The sequence below is a fragment of the Streptomyces sp. RGM 3693 genome (genome assembly GCF_050471125.1).
In the GTDB taxonomy this organism is placed as follows: domain Bacteria; phylum Actinomycetota; class Actinomycetes; order Streptomycetales; family Streptomycetaceae; genus Streptomyces.
In genome coordinates this window covers 3252381-3270231 of sequence record NZ_JBMPPQ010000001.1, presented here as the reverse complement: position 1 = coordinate 3270231, position 17851 = coordinate 3252381, and the positions used below count along the sequence as shown (strand labels likewise).

Genomic DNA, 17851 nt, shown 5'->3' with positions numbered 1-17851 from the left:
CGACCGCCGATGCGGGCCCGGCCCCGCCCCCGCTCCCCCGGTCCGGTGGATCCGCCGCCGGACCGGGACCGCAAACCATCACCTTGATCTGCCTACCCCCAGGAAGGCAGGGGGGATTTGTTATGAGTTCAGTCATCGTCGCCGTCATGGGCGCCGTCGTCCTCGTCGTGTTGCTCGCCCTGGTGGTGATCACGCGCTACAAGGTCGCCGGGCCGAATGAAGCGTTCATCATCACCGGCCGACGCGGCCAGAAGTCCACCGACCCGGAGACCGGCCGGATCAGTGTCGATAACAGCGGCCAGAAGGTCGTCGTCGGAGGCGGCGTCTTCGTCGTCCCGTTCGTCCAGCAACGCTTCTCGCTGGACCTCTCCAGCCGGCACCTGCCGGTGGCCGTGCGCGGCGCGGTCACGCTGCGCGGGGTGAAGGCCAACCTCGACGGCGTCGCGATCGTCAAGGTCGGCGGCGGCGAGGACGCCATCCGGGCCGCGGCCCAGCGCTTCCTCCAGCAGCAGGACGGCATCGTCGGGTTCACCCAGGAGGTGCTGTCGGGTGCGCTGCGGGCGATCGTCGGCCGGATGTCGGTCGAGGACATCATCCGCGACCGGGCCGCGTTCGCCGGGCAGGTCGCCGAGGAGGCGGAGGCCAGCCTGTCCGGGCAGGGCCTGATCCTCGACGCGTTCCAGATCCAGGACATCACCACCGAGGGCTCCTACTTGGAGGACCTGGGCCGCCCGGAGGCCGCCCGGGCCCGCCAGGAGGCGGACATCGCCGAGGCGAACGCCCAGCGGGTGTCGGAACAGGCGCGCCTGAAGGCCGCCGAGGAGATCGCGGTCGCGGAGCGGACGCTCTACCTCAGGCAGGCCGAGATCCGGGTCGAGACCGAGGCCGCGGCCGCCAAGGCGAACGCGGCCGGCCCGCTGGCCGAGGCCGCGCGCCAGCAGGAAGTGCTGTCCGAGCAGGAGAAGGTCGCCGAGCGGCAGGCGGCGCTCACCGACCGGGAACTGGACACCAAGGTCCGCAAGCCCGCCGACGCCGCCCGCTACCAGGCCGAGCAAGAGGCCGAGGCCCGCCGGATCGCGCAGGTCAAGGAGGCCGAGGCGGCCGCGGAACGGGCCCGGCTGACGGGTGAGGGCGAGAAGCTGCGCCGCGCCGCGCTCGCCGAAGCGGTGCGGCTGGAGGGCGAGTCGGAGGCGGCGGCGCTCGCCTCGAAGGGAACCGCCGAGGCCGACGCGATGCACAAGAAGGCCGACGCCTTCGCCCGCTACGGCGACGCGGCCGTCCTCCAGATGCTGGTCGAGGTCCTCCCGCAGGTCGTCGCCAAGGCATCCGAACCCCTGGGCGCCGTGGACAAGTTGACCGTGATCTCCACGGACGGCGCGGGCCAGCTCTCCCGGACGGTCGCGAACAACGTGGCCCAGGGGATGGAACTCCTCGGCTCGGTGTCGGGGGTCGACCTGGCAGGCATGTTGAAGCGCGTAGCCGGAGGAACCGGCGGCCACGGCGCGTCCGACGCCCCCGTCGGCGCGAGCCCCGCCTCCGCAACTGCCTCCCCCAACGGCAAGATCGAAGTCACCGACTAACGCCACCGCACGGGCAGTTGCCACTCTTCTGACGCTCTCCGCCAGCGAGGCGCAGTGCGACTGTCGAGCGAACCCGCACCCGCGTGCAAGGGCTGCCGGACCGGAACCATTCCCGGTCCGGCAGCCTCTTCGTGCAATGCCCCCGTCCCAAGGAGCCTCAGTAACAAGCCCCGCAGATACGGCCCACCGGCACCCGGCACCCGGCCCACCGGCACGCGATCGTCCCTGTCCAGTACGCGAGGAAGCGGGGGTGGGGCCGCCGGGCCTCGTCTGGATTGATTCCATGTTCGGGCTTTGCGTGGAGATTTCGAAAAGATCACTGATAGATTTGTATAAGTGGTGAAGACTGCGGCGTAGCTGGGGCCGGGGATGGCAGCTGCGTCTGCGGCGGCCGTGTCGCCCCGTGCGGGTCACCCGCGTAGCGCGGAGGGAAGACGGAGTGACAGCGACTGGGCGGGGGCCGGGCGAGCCGGATGAGGCCCGCGGGCCGTTCGGCCGCCGACGGAGCACGCCCCGGGAGCCCCTCGCCGGCGAAGGAGACGGCGTCCGGACAACTACGTCCGCAGACCCCGAGCGCACGTTACGGCTGAGAGTTCCACCGCCCGCATCGACCGACGAGACCGCGCTGGCGCAGCGGCCGGAACGGTCCGGTGAGCGGGCCGCCCGTCGCAGGGACGCGCCGTCGCTCTCCGCCCGAATACGCACCGGTGCGCTGCTGGGTGCCCTCGTCACGCGGCTGGCGCCGTACGCGCGCCGGGTCAGGCCGCGTTATCCGCGCCCGGGCCGCACCGGTTGGCGCCGCTGGGTGCCGTCCTGGCGGCAGTGGCTGGGCATCGCGTCGACGACCGTCGGCCTGACCGGCCTCTTCCTGACCATCGCCTACGCCGCCACCGACATCCCCAAGGACCTCAACGCGTACGCCACCCAGCAGGACAACGTGTACTTCTGGTCCGACGGCACGCCGATGGCCCGCACCGGATGGGTTCAGCGGCAGGCGATGCCGCTGAAGGAGATACCCGAGGACGTCCGTTGGGCCGTGCTGGCGGCCGAGAACGAGAGCTTCTACGACGACCCCGGCGTCTCGTTCAAGGGACTCACCCGCGCCCTGTGGCGCACGGTCGGTCGAGGCGAGACCCAGGGCGGCTCGACCATCACCCAGCAGTACGTCAAGAACGTCTACCTGAACCAGGACCAGACCCTCAGCCGCAAGTTCACCGAGGCGATGATCGCGCTCAAGCTGGACAACCGGATGAGCAAGGACGCGATCCTGGAGGGATACCTCAACACCAGTTGGTTCGGCCGCGGCACCTACGGCATCCAGCGCGCCGCGCAAGCCTATTACGGCAAGGACGTCAGCGAACTCAACGTGAGCCAGGCGGCCTTCCTGGCCTCGCTGCTCAAGGGCGCCGGCCTGTACGACCCCACGCTGAGCGCCGCCAACCACAAGCGGGCGGTGGAGCGTTGGAAGTGGATCCTGGACCGGATGGTGCGGATCGGGAAGCTGTCGCCGTCCGAGCGGGCCGGGTACCGGACCTTTCCCGAGCCGCTCAAGCAGAACCCGCTGTACGACACCGGCCAGCAGAGCGACTACCTCGTCGAACTCGCCTCCCAATACGCCCAGAAGGCCGGGCACATCCCGGCCAGGGCGTTCGACCTGGGCGGCTATCAGATCTACACCACCTTCGACCGTAAACGGGAGGCGGCGCTCGACGGCGTGGTGGCCGGGGCGCGCAAGAAGTCCCGGCAAACCCACCCGGACGCGGCGGCCGCCGCCCACTACGGCATCGCGTCGGTGGCCGCCGACGGCCGCGTCCTTGCCGTCTACGGTGGCCCTGACCACCGGAAGCAGGGCTACAACGAGTCCAACGCCGGGACGGTACCGGCCGGTTCGGCCTTCCTGCCGTTCGTATACGCGGCCGGTCTCGAACACGGCGTGGTCAAGCGGCGGGACGCGCCCCGGGAGAAGGTCACCCCGCAGTCCCTCTACGACGGCGACGACGGCGTGCCCATCAGCACGCCGGAGGGCCCTTACTGGAACCGCAGCGGCAAGAAGGTCGCCGCCCACAATGACGGCCGGAAGTCGTGGGGCCGGCTGACGCTGCGCGAGGCGCTCGCCAAGTCGGTGAACACCCCCTTCATGCAACTGGGCATGGACACCGGCCTGGACAAGGTCAAGCAGACGGCCCAGGCGGCCGGGCTGCTGCCCTCCACCATGGGGCCCCAGGTCCCCGCCCTGTCCCTGGGCAGTTCCACGCCGAGCGCGATCCGCATGGCCAGCGGCTACGCCACCTTCGCCGCCGCGGGGCAGCACGTCGAGCCGTACTCCGTGCACCACATCACCCGCAACGGTGCGACCGTGCGCCTGGACTCCCCCGAGGCTCGCCGCGCGGTCACCGCCCAGGTGGCCGCGGAGGTGACGCGGGCGCTCACGGACTCGTTCCGCTCCGCCCACCCGGGCGCGGCTCCCGCTACGGCCGCGGTGTCCGGCAAGGTCGGCACCACCGCCGGCACCACCGTCGACGACACCGCCGAGGACACCGCCGCCTGGTACGTCGGCACGGCCCGTGACGTCTCGACGGCCGTGGTCGTCTACCGCATGGACCTGGCCAAGAGCCTCGAACCCTTGCCGCTGAAGGGGCTCGCGGGAACCGCCACCGACAGCGTTCCGTACGACATCTGGGCGGGCGTCATGAGCCCACTGCGCTGACCAACGGACCGGCTGACTGACGGACCGGCGGACCGCCCGAACCCGCACTCGCACCCGCACCGCATCCGCACTGGAACCCCCCTTCGCAGATTTGAGCCCCCGTATGAAGTCGACTCCAGGTCGCCGCCGCAAGGCGCGCGCACCCCGCCGCACCGTCCGCACCCGCTCCGCAGTCCTCGCGTCGGCCGTCCTCGTCGTGTGCTCGGCCGCCGCGGGGTACCTGGTGTTGAACCAGACCGAAGGCGATGCCCTGGCGTCCTCCGGCGACCGGGGCGGGTCGGTCGACCAGGGTTCGGTGCAGCCCCGCAAGGAGCCGGCGTGGGACGGTACGACCAAGGTCCTCGGGGACGGATCGACCTCGTACACCGGCCCGCAGAAGGGCCAGTTGGCGGTGAAGCCGCTCAAACCAGGTGAGCGGCCACCGCAGTTCGTCGTCTTCTCCTGGGACGGCGCGCTGGAGGGCGAGGAGCGGCTCTTCTCCCACTACCGCGAATTGGCCAAGACCTACGACGCCCATATGACCTTCTTCCTCACCGGCATCTACCTGCTGCCCAAGAGCAAGCAGGACCTCTACCACCCGCCCCAGCACCCGGTGGGCTCCGCCGCGATCAGCTACCCCACCGACGAGCACATCCGCACCACCCTGACCCAACTCGCCGCGGCCTACCAGGACGGCAATGAGATCGGCACCCACTTCAACGGCCACTTCTGCGGCGCCAAGGGGGGCGGTGACTGGAGCGTGGAGGAGTGGAAGAGCGAGATCGACCAGTTCTACGACTTCGTGGAGAAGTGGCGGACCAGCACCGGCTTCCGGGACGTTCCCGCCCTGCCCTTCGACTTCCGCAAGGAGGTGACCGGTGGGCGCGCCCCCTGCCTGGAGGGGCAGCCGAACCTGCTCAAAGCCATGAAGAGCTACGGCTGGCGCTACGACGCGAGCTCCCCGGGCGACTTCCAGATATGGCCGACCAAGAAGGACGGCATCTGGGATTTTCCGCTACAGATGTTGCCGTACCCCGGCGGCAACTACCAGGGCCTGTCGATGGACTTCAACTTCCTCTACAACCAGTCCCACGGCGAGACCAAGGGCGATCCGGCCAAGTACGCCACCTGGGAGCGGCAGACCGTCGACTCCTACATGGCGGGCTTCAACCGCGTCTACTACGGCAGCCGGGCGCCGCTGTTCGTCGGCAACCACTTCGAGGACTGGAACGACGGCATCTACATGAAGGCCATCGACCAGGTGGTCAAGAACATCTGCACCAAGAAGGGCGTCAAGTGCGTGTCCTTCAAGGAACTCGCCGACTGGCTCGACGTGCAGCGGCCCGAAACGTTGCAGCGGCTGCGCGGGCTGGATCCGGCGCAGTCGCCGGACTGGTCCACGGTCGTCAAGTGACCCCGAAACCAACCTGGTTGCCCTTGTGCACACCTCTTCACATCACGTGCACATCTCATGCAAAATTATGACTGTCCGGAGCATGTACTGATATCGAGGGGAATATCGTTGAAATCGAGAAGAATAGGCCGCGGGCGGAGCCGCGCCACTGTGATCGCGGTGGCGGCAGCCTCAGTGGCCGCCGGAGTCGCGCTACCCAACTGGAGCGCGAGCGCGGCGGTCGCTGACGACCCGCCACTGAACTCGGCCACCAAGGCCGCCTTTCAGCGGCTGGCCGACGCGGTCTTCGCCGATCGCACACAGTCCCTGGTGGATGGCGCCCGGAGCGGGCATCAGGAGTCACAGCCGCGGCGGACGTCCGGCTTCACCGGAAAGGTGCGACTGTCCCAGGCCCAGGCCCGCGAAGAGGGATCGACGCTCGACGCACTGCGCGCCCGCAAGTCCCGCCTGGCCCAACTCGGCGAGAAGTACAGCGGAGCCAGCACCAAAGTCACCCTCAACGGCACCAAGACGACGGGGCGACGGGCCTCGGTGGACGTCACCGAAACCACGACCCTGACCTACGAGAAGGTCGAGGGCACCGGGCCCAGGACCACCGGATTCCAGGCCCACCACCAACTGGCCTTCCAGGCCGACCACAAGGGTGACTGGCAACTGACCGGCATCCGCGACACCGACGACGGCTACCTCGCGGTGAACCAGGTGACCAAGCCCCGCGGCGCCGCGCCGGTCACCACCGACGCCCCGCCCTCAGCGACCCGCTCGGCCACCACACGACCCGCGCCGGCCAACCCGAAGAATTTCACGGCCACCGGGTACGACTACAACGCCATGGCGGCCTACGCGACGACGTACTGGAGCAGATACAACCCGGACTACCCCGACTTCAATGGCATCGGCGACGGCGGGGACTGCACCAACTTCGTCAGCCAGGCCCTGAAGGCGGGCGGTTGGCAGCACGTACCCGGCTACACAACGGACTTCCACAAGTGGTTCGGCAACTCCGAGATCCAGTCGGACTCCTTCGTCGGCGTCAACGAGTTCTCCTGGTTCGCCCTGTCCTCCAAGCGGGCCAGCAGCCTCGCCAACGTCTACCAAATGGACATCGGCGACGTGCTGCAGCTGGATTTCGACAGGGACGGGTCCAAGGACCATTCCATGATCGTCACCAACCGCAGCCGGCAGGGCATGCCGTACGTCACGTACCACTCCACCAACACCTACAACAGGTCGGTGGCCAGCATCGTCGCGTCGTACCCGAACGCCGCGTACTACGCCTACCGCACCTGAGCGGCGTCCGGCCCCAACGGGCGTCCGCCCGCGTCGAGTTGGCGAAACGCCCGCTTTCAGGAATCGCGCTGAAGCGGGTAGTCCAGCCATGCGGCGACGTCCGTGATGACCGCCGCGTCGACGTGTTGGGGTGCCATGTAGCCGGCGGGCGTCGACGGCCCTGTCCCGGGGAAGAAGAGGTGGTCGTCGGCTTCGTAGATCTTGATGGTGACGTCCGGACGCCCGGTCAACCCCTCTCGCCAGAGGGACAAGTCGTGCTCGACGGTGACCTGGTAGTCACGGCCGCCCTGGAGGATCAGCAGCGGCTTGTCCAGGGCGGCGGCGGTCGCAACCGGGTCGTAGGAGCGCAGGTCCAGCCAGTACGAGGCGGGGAGGCCGAAGGGCAGGTCCTCTCGGGGTGTTCGGGGCGACAGGGCGGTCTCCACGGTCGCGGCCTGACGGGTGATCTCGGCGAGGACCGCCTCGGAGTGCGGGCCGGGGTCGAGGGCGGCGAGGTGGCCTACGACCCGGACGGCCGCCCGGTGCATGGGCTCGGCGTCACCCGCCAGGATCACCACGCCCGCGACGGAGGGCTCGGCCTCGGCGACCCGTGGCGCGACCTTGCCCCCCATGCTGTGACCGGCGACGAACACCCGGCCGGAATCGACGCACGGCTCCTCCTGGAGCAGACGGACGGCGGCGATGGCGTAGGGGGCGTACTCGCGTGTCATCGTGAAGTCGTCCGCGGCAGCCACCTCCGCTGCGTGCGTGAAGGTCACCTTGTCGTGGCGCAACACGGCCACGCCTCGGCTGGCCAGACCCCAGGCGAGGTCCTTGAGGGGCTTGTTGGGTCCGCTGGTCGCGTCCCGGTCGAAGGGACCTCCGCCGCTCAGGAGCACGACCCCGGGCCACGGGCCGTCGCCACGTGGAACGGTAACGGTGCCAGTCACGGCGAGAGCACCTGCTCCGATGGTGACGTCGTGCTCCTCGAAGGCGTCCGGATCCGCGTAGGAGGGCGCCGCCCATGGTTCGCAGGCAGGGGGCGCGAGGCGTAGCCCGTTCAGCAGGCCGGCGGAGTCGAGCGACATGACGGCGGTGAACTGGCCTCGTGCGCAGACCACGGGAACGCTGACACGGATCAGGTCCTCCCCCAGGGGCTCGCTCGACGGTTCGCCGAGGTCCGTGACCGGACCGGTCCCCGCGGTCCCGGCGAGCCAGGCCGCCTGGAGGGCCTCGGCGGTCAGCGCGGCACGCAACGGCGGGGCGAACAGTGCGGCGATCTCCTCGAAACGGCCATCGCGCGCCAACTCGACCACCGACACGGCGGTCTCCTCCGTGGTCTGCATCCGCTCACCTTTCTTAGTTTTTGGAAAGGTAGCATGTGTGAGAAAGTTAGACCATGGACACCTTGGAACTCCTGGCGCATCCCGTCCGCCTGCGCGTGGTCCACGCACTGCGCGGCGGGCGGATCCTGACCACCGGGCAGCTGTGCGCCCTGATCCCGGACGTGTCCAAGGCGACCGTCTACCGTCACGTCGACCTTCTCGCCGCGGGCGGCATCATCGACGTAGCCGACGAACGGCGGGTGCGGGGCGCCGTCGAACGCCGCTACCGGCTACAGCAGGAACGCGCCGGCATCGACACCGAAACCGCACGCGCGCTCACCCCGCAGCACCACGAGCGGGCCTTCTCTGCCGCCATGGCCGCCCTGGTCGCGGAGTTCGGCGCTTACCTGGAGCGCGAGGGCAGCGATCCCGTGGACGACCTCGTCGGCTATCGGCAGCACGCGGTCTGGCTCAGCAGGGACGAACTCGAAGCGCTCATCGGCGCGATGCAAGCCGCCATCGCGCCCCTCCTCGCCAACGAACCCACACAGGAACGCACCCGCTACCTGCTCAGCCCCATCCTCTTCCCCGCCGAACAGCAAGATCCTCTGTAGGTGAACTCGCCGCGGTTCGCGTGTGCCGCTCGGCACTCGTCATTCACGGCGAGGGACGTTTCGGGTTCCCCACCAAAGAGCCTCCAGGCTTCCCGCCTGCCGTGTGCCAGACCGGCTCAAGCAACCTGCTCAGCTTGTCCGTTCGCTGTGACTGGTGCCGGGAGGTGTCTGTACGGGCAGGAGGTGCGGGCGCTTGGCGGTGTGGCCGTCGCCGGTGGATCGGCCGCGCAGGCGTCTGCCCAACCAGGGGCCGAGGAAGGCGGCGGCCCAGCGCAGTTCGTGCGCGGCCGCGCGCCATCCGACGGGGAAGGCCGTCTCCGGAGGCGACAGGGGGTGGGTCCAGGTGTCGTCGCTGTGGGGGAGGTCGAGGGCATGGGCCACGGCGGCGGCGATCCGCTGGTGGCCGAGAGGACTGGCGTGGAGCCGGTCCGGGCTCCACAGGCGGGGGTCGGTGACCACCGCGTGGTGACTGGTCTCGGCGAGGGTGACCCCATGGCGACGAGCCGCCTGGCGGATCCGTTCATTGAGGGCGGCGACGCGCGCGCTGAGCGGTCGGGCGAGCGGGGTGATGCGTGCGACGTCGGGGAAGGTGAGGGTGGCGACGCGGGCGCCTTGGGCGGTGAGCGCGGCGAACATCGCCTCCAGGTGACCGGCGACTTCGTCGGCGTCGAACTGTGGCCGCAACAGGTCGTTGACCCCGGCGACCACGGTGGCCAGGTCGGGGCGCAGGGCGAGGGCCGGGGTGAGCTGTTCGGCCCGTACCTGCCCGGCGAGCCGGCCGCGTACGGCCAGGTTGGCGTACTGCAGAGCGGAGTTGTGCTGGGCGAGCTGTTCGGCGAGCCGGTCGGCCCAGCCACGCAGGCCCACCGTGTCGTCGCCGTCGCCGAGCCCCTCGGTCTGACTGTCGCCCAAGGCGACGTAGCGCGCGTACCGCGGGTCAGTGCCTGGCATGGGCCACCTGCCTGTCCCGCAGGATCGCGAGGGTGCGTTCGCACCAGTCGTGGTTGCCCTGCTCGAAAGCGAGACCGCGCAGACACGTCAGGTATGGGCCGATGCGCTTGCTGTGGCGCAGGTACTCCTCTTCGGTGCGCTCGCCACGCATGGTGTGCAGTAGCCGGCCGAACAGGTCGGTCTTGGCCTGTGCGAAGGCGGCACGCTCGGCCAGTTGCGCCATCAGCGTCTCGGTGTCGACGTGGTCGGCTGCCTGCACCTTGACCGCCAGGTCGTCGCGGATGAAGGAGGGTTTGGTGGCGGTGGCCGTGAAGTGCTCCAGTTCCGCCAGGCCGGCGTCGGTGACCCGGAACAGTCGTTTGTTGGGCCGCGTGTCCTGGACCACCTCGCGGCCCGCGATCAGACCGCCTTCTTCCAGTTTGGTCAACTCGGTGTACAGCTGCTGCGGTTGGGCGTACCAGAAGTTCGCCACGCCCAAGTCGAACGACTTGGCCAGCTGATACCCGCTCAGCTCCTCATCGAGCAACGCCGCCAGGACGGCATGGCGCAAGGCCATTGCATCGCCTCCCTCTTGTTGCCCCTGTTCCCGATCTTTCCGCGGGGGACGCCGTCACCATACTCAAGAAAATGATTACTCACATCCATGACTATGAAGAGGAGGCATGGCCACAGCAGCCTGGCCGCTCGCCCTCACGCCCGCGCTTGAGGCGCACCGCCCCGCGATCACGGAACGCCTCGCGTGCCCGCCGGTGCGCTCCACACTGAGCACACCGCTGGTCTTCGAACCTGTTCCCATGGGTGCATGAGTGACGCAAGCATGTCTTTGGGACCCCTGGAAAGGGTCAACGGCCGCTGGTCCGCAGGCAATCACACGAAGCCGGGTGGCACCTGGCTGGAGTTCAGCACGGACGGGCTGCTCCAGCACGTATCGGACTCCGAAGAGCAGTTCATTCCCTGGAAGGACCCGCCGAGGACGACCCCGCGGTGGAGACCGCCCGCCGCTCGGTGGAGGCGCTGCTGGAGCAGCTGGGCTGGACCTCCGGCCCCGGCCTGGACATGCGCAACCCCGCCCACCGGCGGCTCATCGACTCGGTCGCCGCGCTGGTCCGGCTCGGCTACCACTGCGACACGGAGCAATTGCTGCCGTACGGGCGGCTGGCAGCGCAACTAGCGGTCACCGACCTGGACATGGTCGAGGAGCAGCCGACCCCGACTGGCCAGATCGAGGCGGCCGTCGCGCTTACGGTGCTGTACGAACCGGTACTGCTGAGCCTGCGGCGCATGGCCCACGCGCAGGAGTCGGCCCGGCGGTTCTGAGGCGCCTCCGCCCCGTCCGCGACGCCCCCGCCGCCCTCGTCCGCCGCCTCAAGAAAGCAGGAACGCATGGGCACGTGGTCGTCGGCCAGTGGCGGGAATCCGGCAGCCTGGCTGATCTCACAGATGTACGAGATCCCGCGGCGCCGTCCCGGTCTCGGCTGCGGACGATCGTGCAATCCCCCATCCGTTTGGTCGCTGATTGCACCGCCTTGTCGATGGCGAGATGTCCGTTCTGGGGGACATGACTGACTGGCCAGTGGCCTCTGGAAGACTCTCCGGCATGGGACTGTTCAAACGGGCCAAAGAGGCAGGCAGTGCTGGTCAGGCCGCGGAGCGGGCCGATCTGAGCACATTGCTGCTGCAAGGCGAAGACATGATCGACCAGTTGGCCCGTGCGCACATGTCCTGGGGCTGGGATCCGCGAACCGCTGGGATCTCGACCAGACGTCCGGCATGATCACCTGGATCTTCGCCGACAAGACAGCCACGGCACCGGCTCAGATTCTCGGCAGCTTCAGCCCTGCCTCGGGATCATGGCTGTGGGCCTGGGCCAATCAGAGCATCCTTCGCGACATGAGCCGAGACGCGCGCACCTTCCGGGACTGGGCAGAAGCCAACGGGCACCCCGCTCTCGCCCAGCCGAAGATCGAGGCCGATGAGAAGACTGCCGCGACGCTCGCGGCCTTGGCCGTTCGGGTCACCGAGGCGACCGGCTATTACCGGAGCCCGGGAGGCAACTCCAGCGTGATCATCACGTTCGGCCCGGTCACCCTGACCACCGCGGACGGCACAGTCTCCAGCTTCAACATCGGCATCGACTAGCTAGAACTAGGGCTTGCCCGGTTCAACAGCGGCATCGGCTAACAAGTGCCGCATCAAGCAACGTTTGCCCTGCCTGTACGGTCAGGACATGGATGCCAGCGGTCAGCCCACTCTTGATGAGATCGAAGATCGCTTCGTCGAGCTCGTCGCGGGTCGGCTGTCCCGGGACGAGGCCGACTGTTGGGCGGCGAGGTGGGTGACGGAGGACGGGATCGTCTGGGACGACCTCTCCTGGTGGGCGCTGAACCTGCTCTACGGAATCGATCTCCCCGCAGGCGAGAACGGCGACTACCTGCACGACGACGAACAGGTTCGGGCATGGCTCGCTGAGCTGAGGAAACGCCGAGCGAAGTGAAGCAGCCACAGCGTCCTCTCCCCTCCCGGTCACTGCCAGGCTGTGCGCATGGCCGAACGGCAGGCGGCCGGTCCGGCTGTCGGACTTCTCCGGGATGGCGTGCCGGATGCCCCGGCGTCGCGGGTACTGACGGTACGGGCGGGTGCTGTATGCCTATGCGTTGTCCGCCGCGAAGCTGTCGGGCTTCTTGTGTGGCCTGCCCCGACCAAGGTGCGGGACGCGGATCTTCTCCAGCAGCGCCTCGAATGAGTCTCGAATGAGTGCGGTCCGCCCGCTGGCCCGCCGTGGTCACCGTGCCGTCCGGATTTCCCCCTCCCCCGCGGGCCCGGAGGCAACCGACGAGGGCTCATTGACAGGGGCATTGCCTAGGGTGCGTCTGGCTGGGGCAAGTTCACGATGCCACCTCATCGATGGGAGCTTGGTCAATGACGTTCACTTTTGGTCGAGGCAGAGCGCGAGCGGCTGCGCTTGCGCTTCTGGTCATAGCGGCACTGTTAGTCGGTGCCAAGGCGACCGCCCCTGCGGCGGCGGTGTCTGCCAAGAAGGGGCCAACCTCGGTGGCCTATGTCGAGGTGAACCGCAACAGCATGCTCAATGTCGGCAAGTACACCCTGGCCGAGGGCGGCGCCAACGTGTTCGATGTCGCGGTCATCTTCGCCGCCAACATCAACTACGACACCACCAAGAAGTCGGCGTACCTGTACTTCAACGAGAACGTGCAGCGCGTCCTCGACGACGCGGCGACCCAGATCCGACCGCTCCAGGCCAAGGGCATCAAGGTCATGCTGTCGGTGCTCGGCAACCACGAAGGTGCCGGCTTCGCCAACTTCCCGTCCAAGGAGGCAGCCTCGGCGTTCGCCAAGCAGTTGTCCGACGCCGTCGCCAAGTACGGCCTGGATGGCATCGACTTCGACGACGAGTACGCCGAGTACGGGCAGAACGGCACGGGGCAACCCAACGACAGCTCTTTCGTCCACCTGGTGTCCGCGTTGCGTGACTACATGCCCGACAAGCTCATCTCCCTGTACAGCATCGGCCCGTCGGCGGACCGGCTCTCCTACGGTGGCGTGGACATCTCGTCGAAGTTCAACTACGCCTGGAACCCGTGGTACGGGCAGTGGCAGGTACCGCGCATCCCGCTGCCCAAGTCGAGCCTGTCACCGGCAGCTGTCCAGATCGGAGCTACCTCTGCGAGCACCGCAGCCGACCTCGCCCGGCAAACCGTGGGGGAAGGCTATGGGGTGTACCTGACGTACGACCTGGACGGTTCCGACCGGCACGACTACATCTCCGGCTTCACCAGGGAGCTGTACGGCAGTGACGCCGTCTACACCCCTTGACGACAATCCGGCCGGTCATGGACGGAGCCGGTGAATCTTGGTGATGAGCCGCCACGAGAGCGGCCCACGGGCGCTGGCCAGCCACGCGACCCGTCGGGCATGCCTGGGGCTTGTCCGATGGGTCGGACAAGCCCCAGCTAGCTTCCGAGGAAGCGGAGCACCGCCAGGACCCGGCGGTTGGTGCCGCTGTCCCGTGGCAGCCGCAGCTTGTCGAAGACCGCGTTGGCGTACTTCTCCACCGCGCTTTTGGACACGAACAGTTGTTGTGCGATGCCGGCGTTGGTGTGCCCTTGGGCCATGAGGGCCAGGACGGCCCGTTCACGATCGGTCAGCAGGCCGAGCTCGTCGGCGTGGCGTGAGCGGGTCAGCAGACGGCGCACCACCTCCGGGTCGAACACCGTCTCCCCCGCGTTCACCCGCTCCAGTGCGGAGAGGAATTCCTCCACCCTCGCGACTCTGTCCTTCAGCAGGTATCCCACGCCCCGGGTGTCTGCTGCCAGCAACTCCGCGGCGTATCTGTGCTCGACGTACTGCGACAGCACCAGCACCCCCACCCGGGGGTGTTCGGCCCGCAGCCGCAGTGCGGCCCGCAAGCCCTCGTCGGTGTGACTGGGGGGCATGCGTACGTCCATGACGGCGACGTCCGGTGGCCCGGCGGCGACCGCGGCCAGTAGCGCGTCCCCCTCGCCGACCGCGGCGGACACCTCGTGTCCTTCGTCGGCCAACAGATGGACCAGGCCCTCGCGCAGCAACGCCGAGTCTTCGGCAATCATCACTCGCACGGCAGCTCCGCAACCACTCGTGTGGGACCGCCCGGCGGGCTGTCCACGCTCAGGCGTCCGTCCAGGGCACGGATCCGGCGTGCCAGCCCGGCCAGTCCCGGACCGTCGGGGTCGGCTCCGCCACATCCGTCGTCGCGTACCGCTACGCGCACCAGGTGGGTCTCCTGGCCGATCTCCACATCGATCCTCAGGGCACCGGCGTGCTTGGCGGCGTTGGTGAGCGCCTCGCGTACCGCGAAATAGGCGGCCGTCTCCACGGCCGGGGCAGGGCGCCGCGCCAGGTCGCCGGTGATGTGGACGGGGACGGGTGACCGTTCGGCGTCTTGGGCCAGGGCCTCGCGCAGTCCCAACTCGTCCAACGTGGAGGGATACACCCGCCAGGCCACCTGGCGCAGCTCCTCCACCGCCTGCTCGGCTTCGGCCTGTGCCTGCCGGTACAGTTCCGCGCTGTCCTTGCGACGCGCTCGTCCGAGCAGCATCGCCACCACGACCAGGCGCTGTTGCAGGCCGTCGTGCAAGTCACGCTCGATGCGGCGCCGTTCGGCGTCCACGGCTGCCACGATCCCCGACCGTGTGGCGGTCAGTTCGTCGAGCCGACGGCGCATCCGGGCCAGTTCGTCGGGGCCGAGGAAGCGGCGCACCAACCGTCGCTCCAGCTCGACGACGGCGGCCAGTCCGGCCAGGTCGAGGAAGAGCAAGAGCAGGCCGACGGTCAGGAAGTATCCGACGATCGGCCAGGTGGGGCTCATACCGTCGACGTCCTGGCCGGTCAGCCAGCGCGAAAGCCCGGAGACGGCCGTCCAACCACCCGTGGCCAACAACGCCAGTGCCCCGCCGCCGAGCAGCCCGACGGGGATGCGGCACCACAGGTACGCGGCGGCCCGCCGCGGCTCGATGCCCTCCGGACAGCCGGGCTCCCCGCCGAACAGGACGGCCACTCGCCGCTGCTCCCATGCGGCCACACCGACCACCGGACCGCTGCCTCGCGCCACGCCCCAGGCGGCCAGGACGGCGAGGGCGGCGCACACCGAGACGGTGCCGAGCACGAGACCGGCGACCGTGCGCACGGGCCTCATGCGCGGTGCCGGGCGCTCGGACGACGACGCAACCGCACCAGGAACCAACGGGCAACGGCCAGGACCGCCAGCACCACCAGTGCCTTGGACACCATTCCCCCGTACTCCTCCACCAGCCGCCAGTTGTCGCCCAGCCAGTATCCCAACAGCACGAACGCGGTGTTCCACACCAGGCTGCCGGCGGCGGTCAGGGCGGTGAAGGCCGGCAGCGGCATGCGCTGGATCCCGGCCGGAACGGAGATCAGGCTGCGCACCACCGGCACCATGCGCGCGAGCAACACGGCGGCGCGACCTCGCCGTTCGAACCACGCCTCGGCTCGGTCGATCTCGTGCGGGCGGACGAGCGGGATGCGGGCGGCGAGCGCGCGGGTGCGGTCGCGCCCCAGGAGGGCACCCACCCCGTAAACGATCCATGAGCCGACGATGGAGCCGACGGTGGTCCAGACGATGACGGCCGCCAGGCTCAACCGGCCTTGCCCGGCCGCGAATCCGGCGACGGGGAGGACGATCTCGCTGGGAATGAACGGCAGAACGGTGTCAACGAGGTTGGTCACCCCCGCGCCGGCGGCACCGAGGACGCCCATGACGTCGGCGGCCCACCCGGCGATACCACCGGCGGGTTCGGCAGAGGATGCGAGAAGCGGCGCGGAAGCCGACAGTGCGATCATGCCGCTCACGCTAGGCAGCGAGCCGGCGCCACACCATGCGGTTGACCGCCCGGCCGCACTGCGGTTTTCCGCAATTGCCTGCCGGCGCTGCGCCCGGTAGGTGCGCGCGGGATGGTGCGTCAGCTGGCGTCGAGGGCTTGGTTGAGGTCGGCGGCGAGGTCGTCGGTGAGGCTGTCTGCGGCTTCGGGGCCGGTGGACAGGCGGGTCAGGTCTGCCTCGGATCCGGCGGCGGTGAACACGGTCCCGGGGGCCCGGCGCCGATCGGGTCGGCGACTAAGTCGGCCAGGTTCGTCACACAACGATCTTGGACGCCCTCGTTCTCGTTGTGACTGGGCGCGCCACATGGCCAGTTGGTGCTTCAAGTGGTCAGTTGACCGGACCACTTGACCTCAACTGCACTTTAGGTAAGAGCCTGGGGGCATGAAGAATGACACCACCGCTCAGCAGGGCTCCCTTCCCTCACGTACAGGGTCGTCCGATCCTCGGCGCGCCAATGCCGTCCCGCTGTCCGACGCCACGCTCGATGAGCTTGCCGAGAAGATTGCCGCCGCTGCAACGGTCATCGGCATCGGGGAGTCCAGTCGATTCTCCCGGGAGACCTTCGGGGTACGAGAACAACTCTTCCGCCGGCTCGTCCAGCACCACGGGTTCCGGGCACTGGCCCTCCAGGACAGCGCCGGCATCGCCGCCGACCTCGACAGGTACGTGCGCGCCGGCGAGGGTTCGGCCGAATCCGCCCTCGACGCCGCCTGGCGCCCCTGGCGCACCGCCGAGATGGCCGCGACGTTGGAGTGGATACGGGCGTTCAACCAGGACCACCCCCACGACCCCATCCGGATCTTCGGTGTGAAACCCGTACAGGCACAGCCCGGGGACTACGACGCCGTCCTGGATCACCTACGTGCATCGGTTCCGGAACGGTGGGCGGAGGTGGCGTCCCACCTGGAGCCGATCCGGACCGCCCACCACACCGAGGAGCACGTGCAGCGCGCTCGGGGGATGCATCCGGGGCGCCCGTTCGTCGACCATGCCCGCGATGCGCTCGCGCTCATCCGCTCGTTGCCCGGTGTCGGCCACGACGACGGCATCGTGGCGCGCATGCGCCTGATCGTGGACTTCCATGAACGCAGTGTCGCGGGGCGCGGCAACTACACCGGCGATGATGCCGTTTGGGCCGATGCCATCAGTGACTACCAGCGTCGGACGGGCCTGCGCGTGGTCTACTGGGACGGGATCGGTCACACCTCGGCGGCCGCGGTGACCACGGGGCTGGCGCCCGAGCGCGGTCCGCAACCGAGCGTCGGCAGCCTGCTGCGCGATCGATACGGCACCCGGTACGTCTCCGTGGCCATCGGTTTCCATCACGGAGACCTCGGTGTCGTCACCGTCCCGGAGCCGGCCGGAGATCTGATCGACGCGATGCTGGGCGAGGCGGATCCGGCCGCCCACTGGCTGGACCTGCGCCTCGACGACGTACGCCGCCGATGGGACGGTCCCGCGAAGGCCCGCGTCATCAGCGGGGTCTACGACCCGTCCCGTGATGCCGCCGAACACATCGCCGTCGCCCGCCTTGCCGACGCATTCGATGTGCTCATCCACATCCGCCAGGCATCCCCGGTGCGATGGTTGCCGTGAGCGGCTCCCACCCACCT

General features: G+C 69.0%; 17 protein-coding genes. 11 read left to right on the top strand and 6 right to left on the bottom strand.

Translation table 11 applies throughout. The features are described from left to right. Nucleotides 1-122: 122 nt before the first annotated feature. The 4 genes from ACO0M4_RS14250 to ACO0M4_RS14235 all read left to right on the top strand — a co-directional run bounded on the left by ACO0M4_RS14250 (nucleotide 123) and on the right by ACO0M4_RS14235 (nucleotide 6970). Entirely contained in the window at nucleotides 123-1580 is a 1458-nt protein-coding gene (locus ACO0M4_RS14250; protein WP_430370430.1) for an SPFH domain-containing protein, read from the top strand. Between the two features lie 439 nt (nucleotides 1581-2019). Further along, on the top strand, nucleotides 2020-4287 hold the full coding sequence (locus ACO0M4_RS14245) for a transglycosylase domain-containing protein (protein ID WP_430370429.1): 2268 nt from the start codon (nucleotides 2020-2022) through the stop codon (nucleotides 4285-4287). Between the two features lie 103 nt (nucleotides 4288-4390). Next, complete coding sequence (locus ACO0M4_RS14240) at nucleotides 4391-5680, top strand: hypothetical protein (RefSeq protein WP_430370427.1); 1290 nt, start codon at nucleotides 4391-4393, stop codon at nucleotides 5678-5680. Between the two features lie 174 nt (nucleotides 5681-5854). Beyond that, complete coding sequence (locus ACO0M4_RS14235; RefSeq protein ID WP_430371378.1) at nucleotides 5855-6970, top strand: amidase domain-containing protein; 1116 nt, start codon at nucleotides 5855-5857, stop codon at nucleotides 6968-6970. A gap of 56 nt (nucleotides 6971-7026) precedes the next feature. Here the strand turns inward: ACO0M4_RS14235 and ACO0M4_RS14230 are convergent, their stop codons facing one another. Further along, nucleotides 7027-8295, bottom strand: coding sequence for a hypothetical protein (locus ACO0M4_RS14230; protein WP_430370425.1), 1269 nt, complete (start codon nucleotides 8293-8295; stop codon nucleotides 7027-7029). Between the two features lie 53 nt (nucleotides 8296-8348). Between ACO0M4_RS14230 and ACO0M4_RS14225 the strand changes: the two genes are divergently transcribed. Then, nucleotides 8349-8888 carry a helix-turn-helix domain-containing protein gene (locus ACO0M4_RS14225; RefSeq protein WP_430370424.1) on the top strand — a complete coding sequence of 180 codons (540 nt, stop codon included), beginning with the start codon at nucleotides 8349-8351 and terminating at the stop codon, nucleotides 8886-8888. Nucleotides 8889-9017: 129 nt separating this feature from the next. Here the strand turns inward: ACO0M4_RS14225 and ACO0M4_RS14220 are convergent, their stop codons facing one another. Both ACO0M4_RS14220 and ACO0M4_RS14215 read right to left on the bottom strand, forming a co-directional pair. Beyond that, on the bottom strand, nucleotides 9018-9839 hold the full coding sequence (locus ACO0M4_RS14220; RefSeq protein ID WP_430370423.1) for an SGNH/GDSL hydrolase family protein: 822 nt from the start codon (nucleotides 9837-9839) through the stop codon (nucleotides 9018-9020). Beyond that, nucleotides 9826-10395: a PadR family transcriptional regulator gene (locus tag ACO0M4_RS14215; protein ID WP_430370422.1), complete on the bottom strand. Its 570-nt coding sequence runs from the start codon at nucleotides 10393-10395 to the stop codon at nucleotides 9826-9828. Before ACO0M4_RS14215 ends, ACO0M4_RS14220 begins: the two co-directional genes overlap by 14 nt. Before the next feature lie 428 nt (nucleotides 10396-10823). Here ACO0M4_RS14215 and ACO0M4_RS14210 point away from each other — a divergent pair, with 428 nt between their 5' ends. The 5 genes from ACO0M4_RS14210 (at nucleotide 10824) to ACO0M4_RS14190 (ending at nucleotide 13673) form a co-directional block, all read left to right on the top strand. After that, nucleotides 10824-11156: a hypothetical protein gene (locus ACO0M4_RS14210; RefSeq protein WP_430370420.1), complete on the top strand. Its 333-nt coding sequence runs from the start codon at nucleotides 10824-10826 to the stop codon at nucleotides 11154-11156. Between the two features lie 280 nt (nucleotides 11157-11436). Beyond that, nucleotides 11437-11613: a hypothetical protein gene (locus ACO0M4_RS14205; protein WP_430370419.1), complete on the top strand. Its 177-nt coding sequence runs from the start codon at nucleotides 11437-11439 to the stop codon at nucleotides 11611-11613. Continuing rightward, nucleotides 11610-11978, top strand: a complete 369-nt coding sequence (locus ACO0M4_RS14200) for a DUF6882 domain-containing protein (RefSeq protein ID WP_430370418.1) — start codon at nucleotides 11610-11612, stop codon at nucleotides 11976-11978. Before ACO0M4_RS14205 ends, ACO0M4_RS14200 begins: the two co-directional genes overlap by 4 nt. An 88-nt stretch (nucleotides 11979-12066) precedes the next feature. Then, complete coding sequence (locus ACO0M4_RS14195; RefSeq protein ID WP_430370417.1) at nucleotides 12067-12333, top strand: hypothetical protein; 267 nt, start codon at nucleotides 12067-12069, stop codon at nucleotides 12331-12333. Between the two features lie 425 nt (nucleotides 12334-12758). Beyond that, nucleotides 12759-13673, top strand: coding sequence for an endo-beta-N-acetylglucosaminidase H (locus tag ACO0M4_RS14190; RefSeq protein WP_430370415.1), 915 nt, complete (start codon nucleotides 12759-12761; stop codon nucleotides 13671-13673). Nucleotides 13674-13810: 137 nt separating this feature from the next. Here the strand turns inward: ACO0M4_RS14190 and ACO0M4_RS14185 are convergent, their stop codons facing one another. The 3 genes from ACO0M4_RS14185 to ACO0M4_RS14175 are packed head-to-tail and all read right to left on the bottom strand — an operon-like array spanning nucleotide 13811 to nucleotide 16199. Then, a complete protein-coding gene (locus ACO0M4_RS14185) occupies nucleotides 13811-14446 on the bottom strand; it encodes a response regulator (RefSeq protein WP_430370414.1) in 636 nt (211 codons plus the stop codon). Next, nucleotides 14446-15531, bottom strand: coding sequence for a sensor histidine kinase (locus ACO0M4_RS14180; RefSeq protein WP_430370412.1), 1086 nt, complete (start codon nucleotides 15529-15531; stop codon nucleotides 14446-14448). The genes ACO0M4_RS14185 and ACO0M4_RS14180 overlap by 1 nt, the downstream gene beginning before the upstream one ends. Next, nucleotides 15528-16199, bottom strand: coding sequence for a DedA family protein (locus ACO0M4_RS14175; protein WP_430370411.1), 672 nt, complete (start codon nucleotides 16197-16199; stop codon nucleotides 15528-15530). Before ACO0M4_RS14175 ends, ACO0M4_RS14180 begins: the two co-directional genes overlap by 4 nt. A 420-nt stretch (nucleotides 16200-16619) precedes the next feature. Here ACO0M4_RS14175 and ACO0M4_RS14170 point away from each other — a divergent pair, with 420 nt between their 5' ends. Then, complete coding sequence (locus ACO0M4_RS14170; RefSeq protein WP_430370409.1) at nucleotides 16620-17834, top strand: erythromycin esterase family protein; 1215 nt, start codon at nucleotides 16620-16622, stop codon at nucleotides 17832-17834. Nucleotides 17835-17851: the final 17 nt, after the last annotated feature.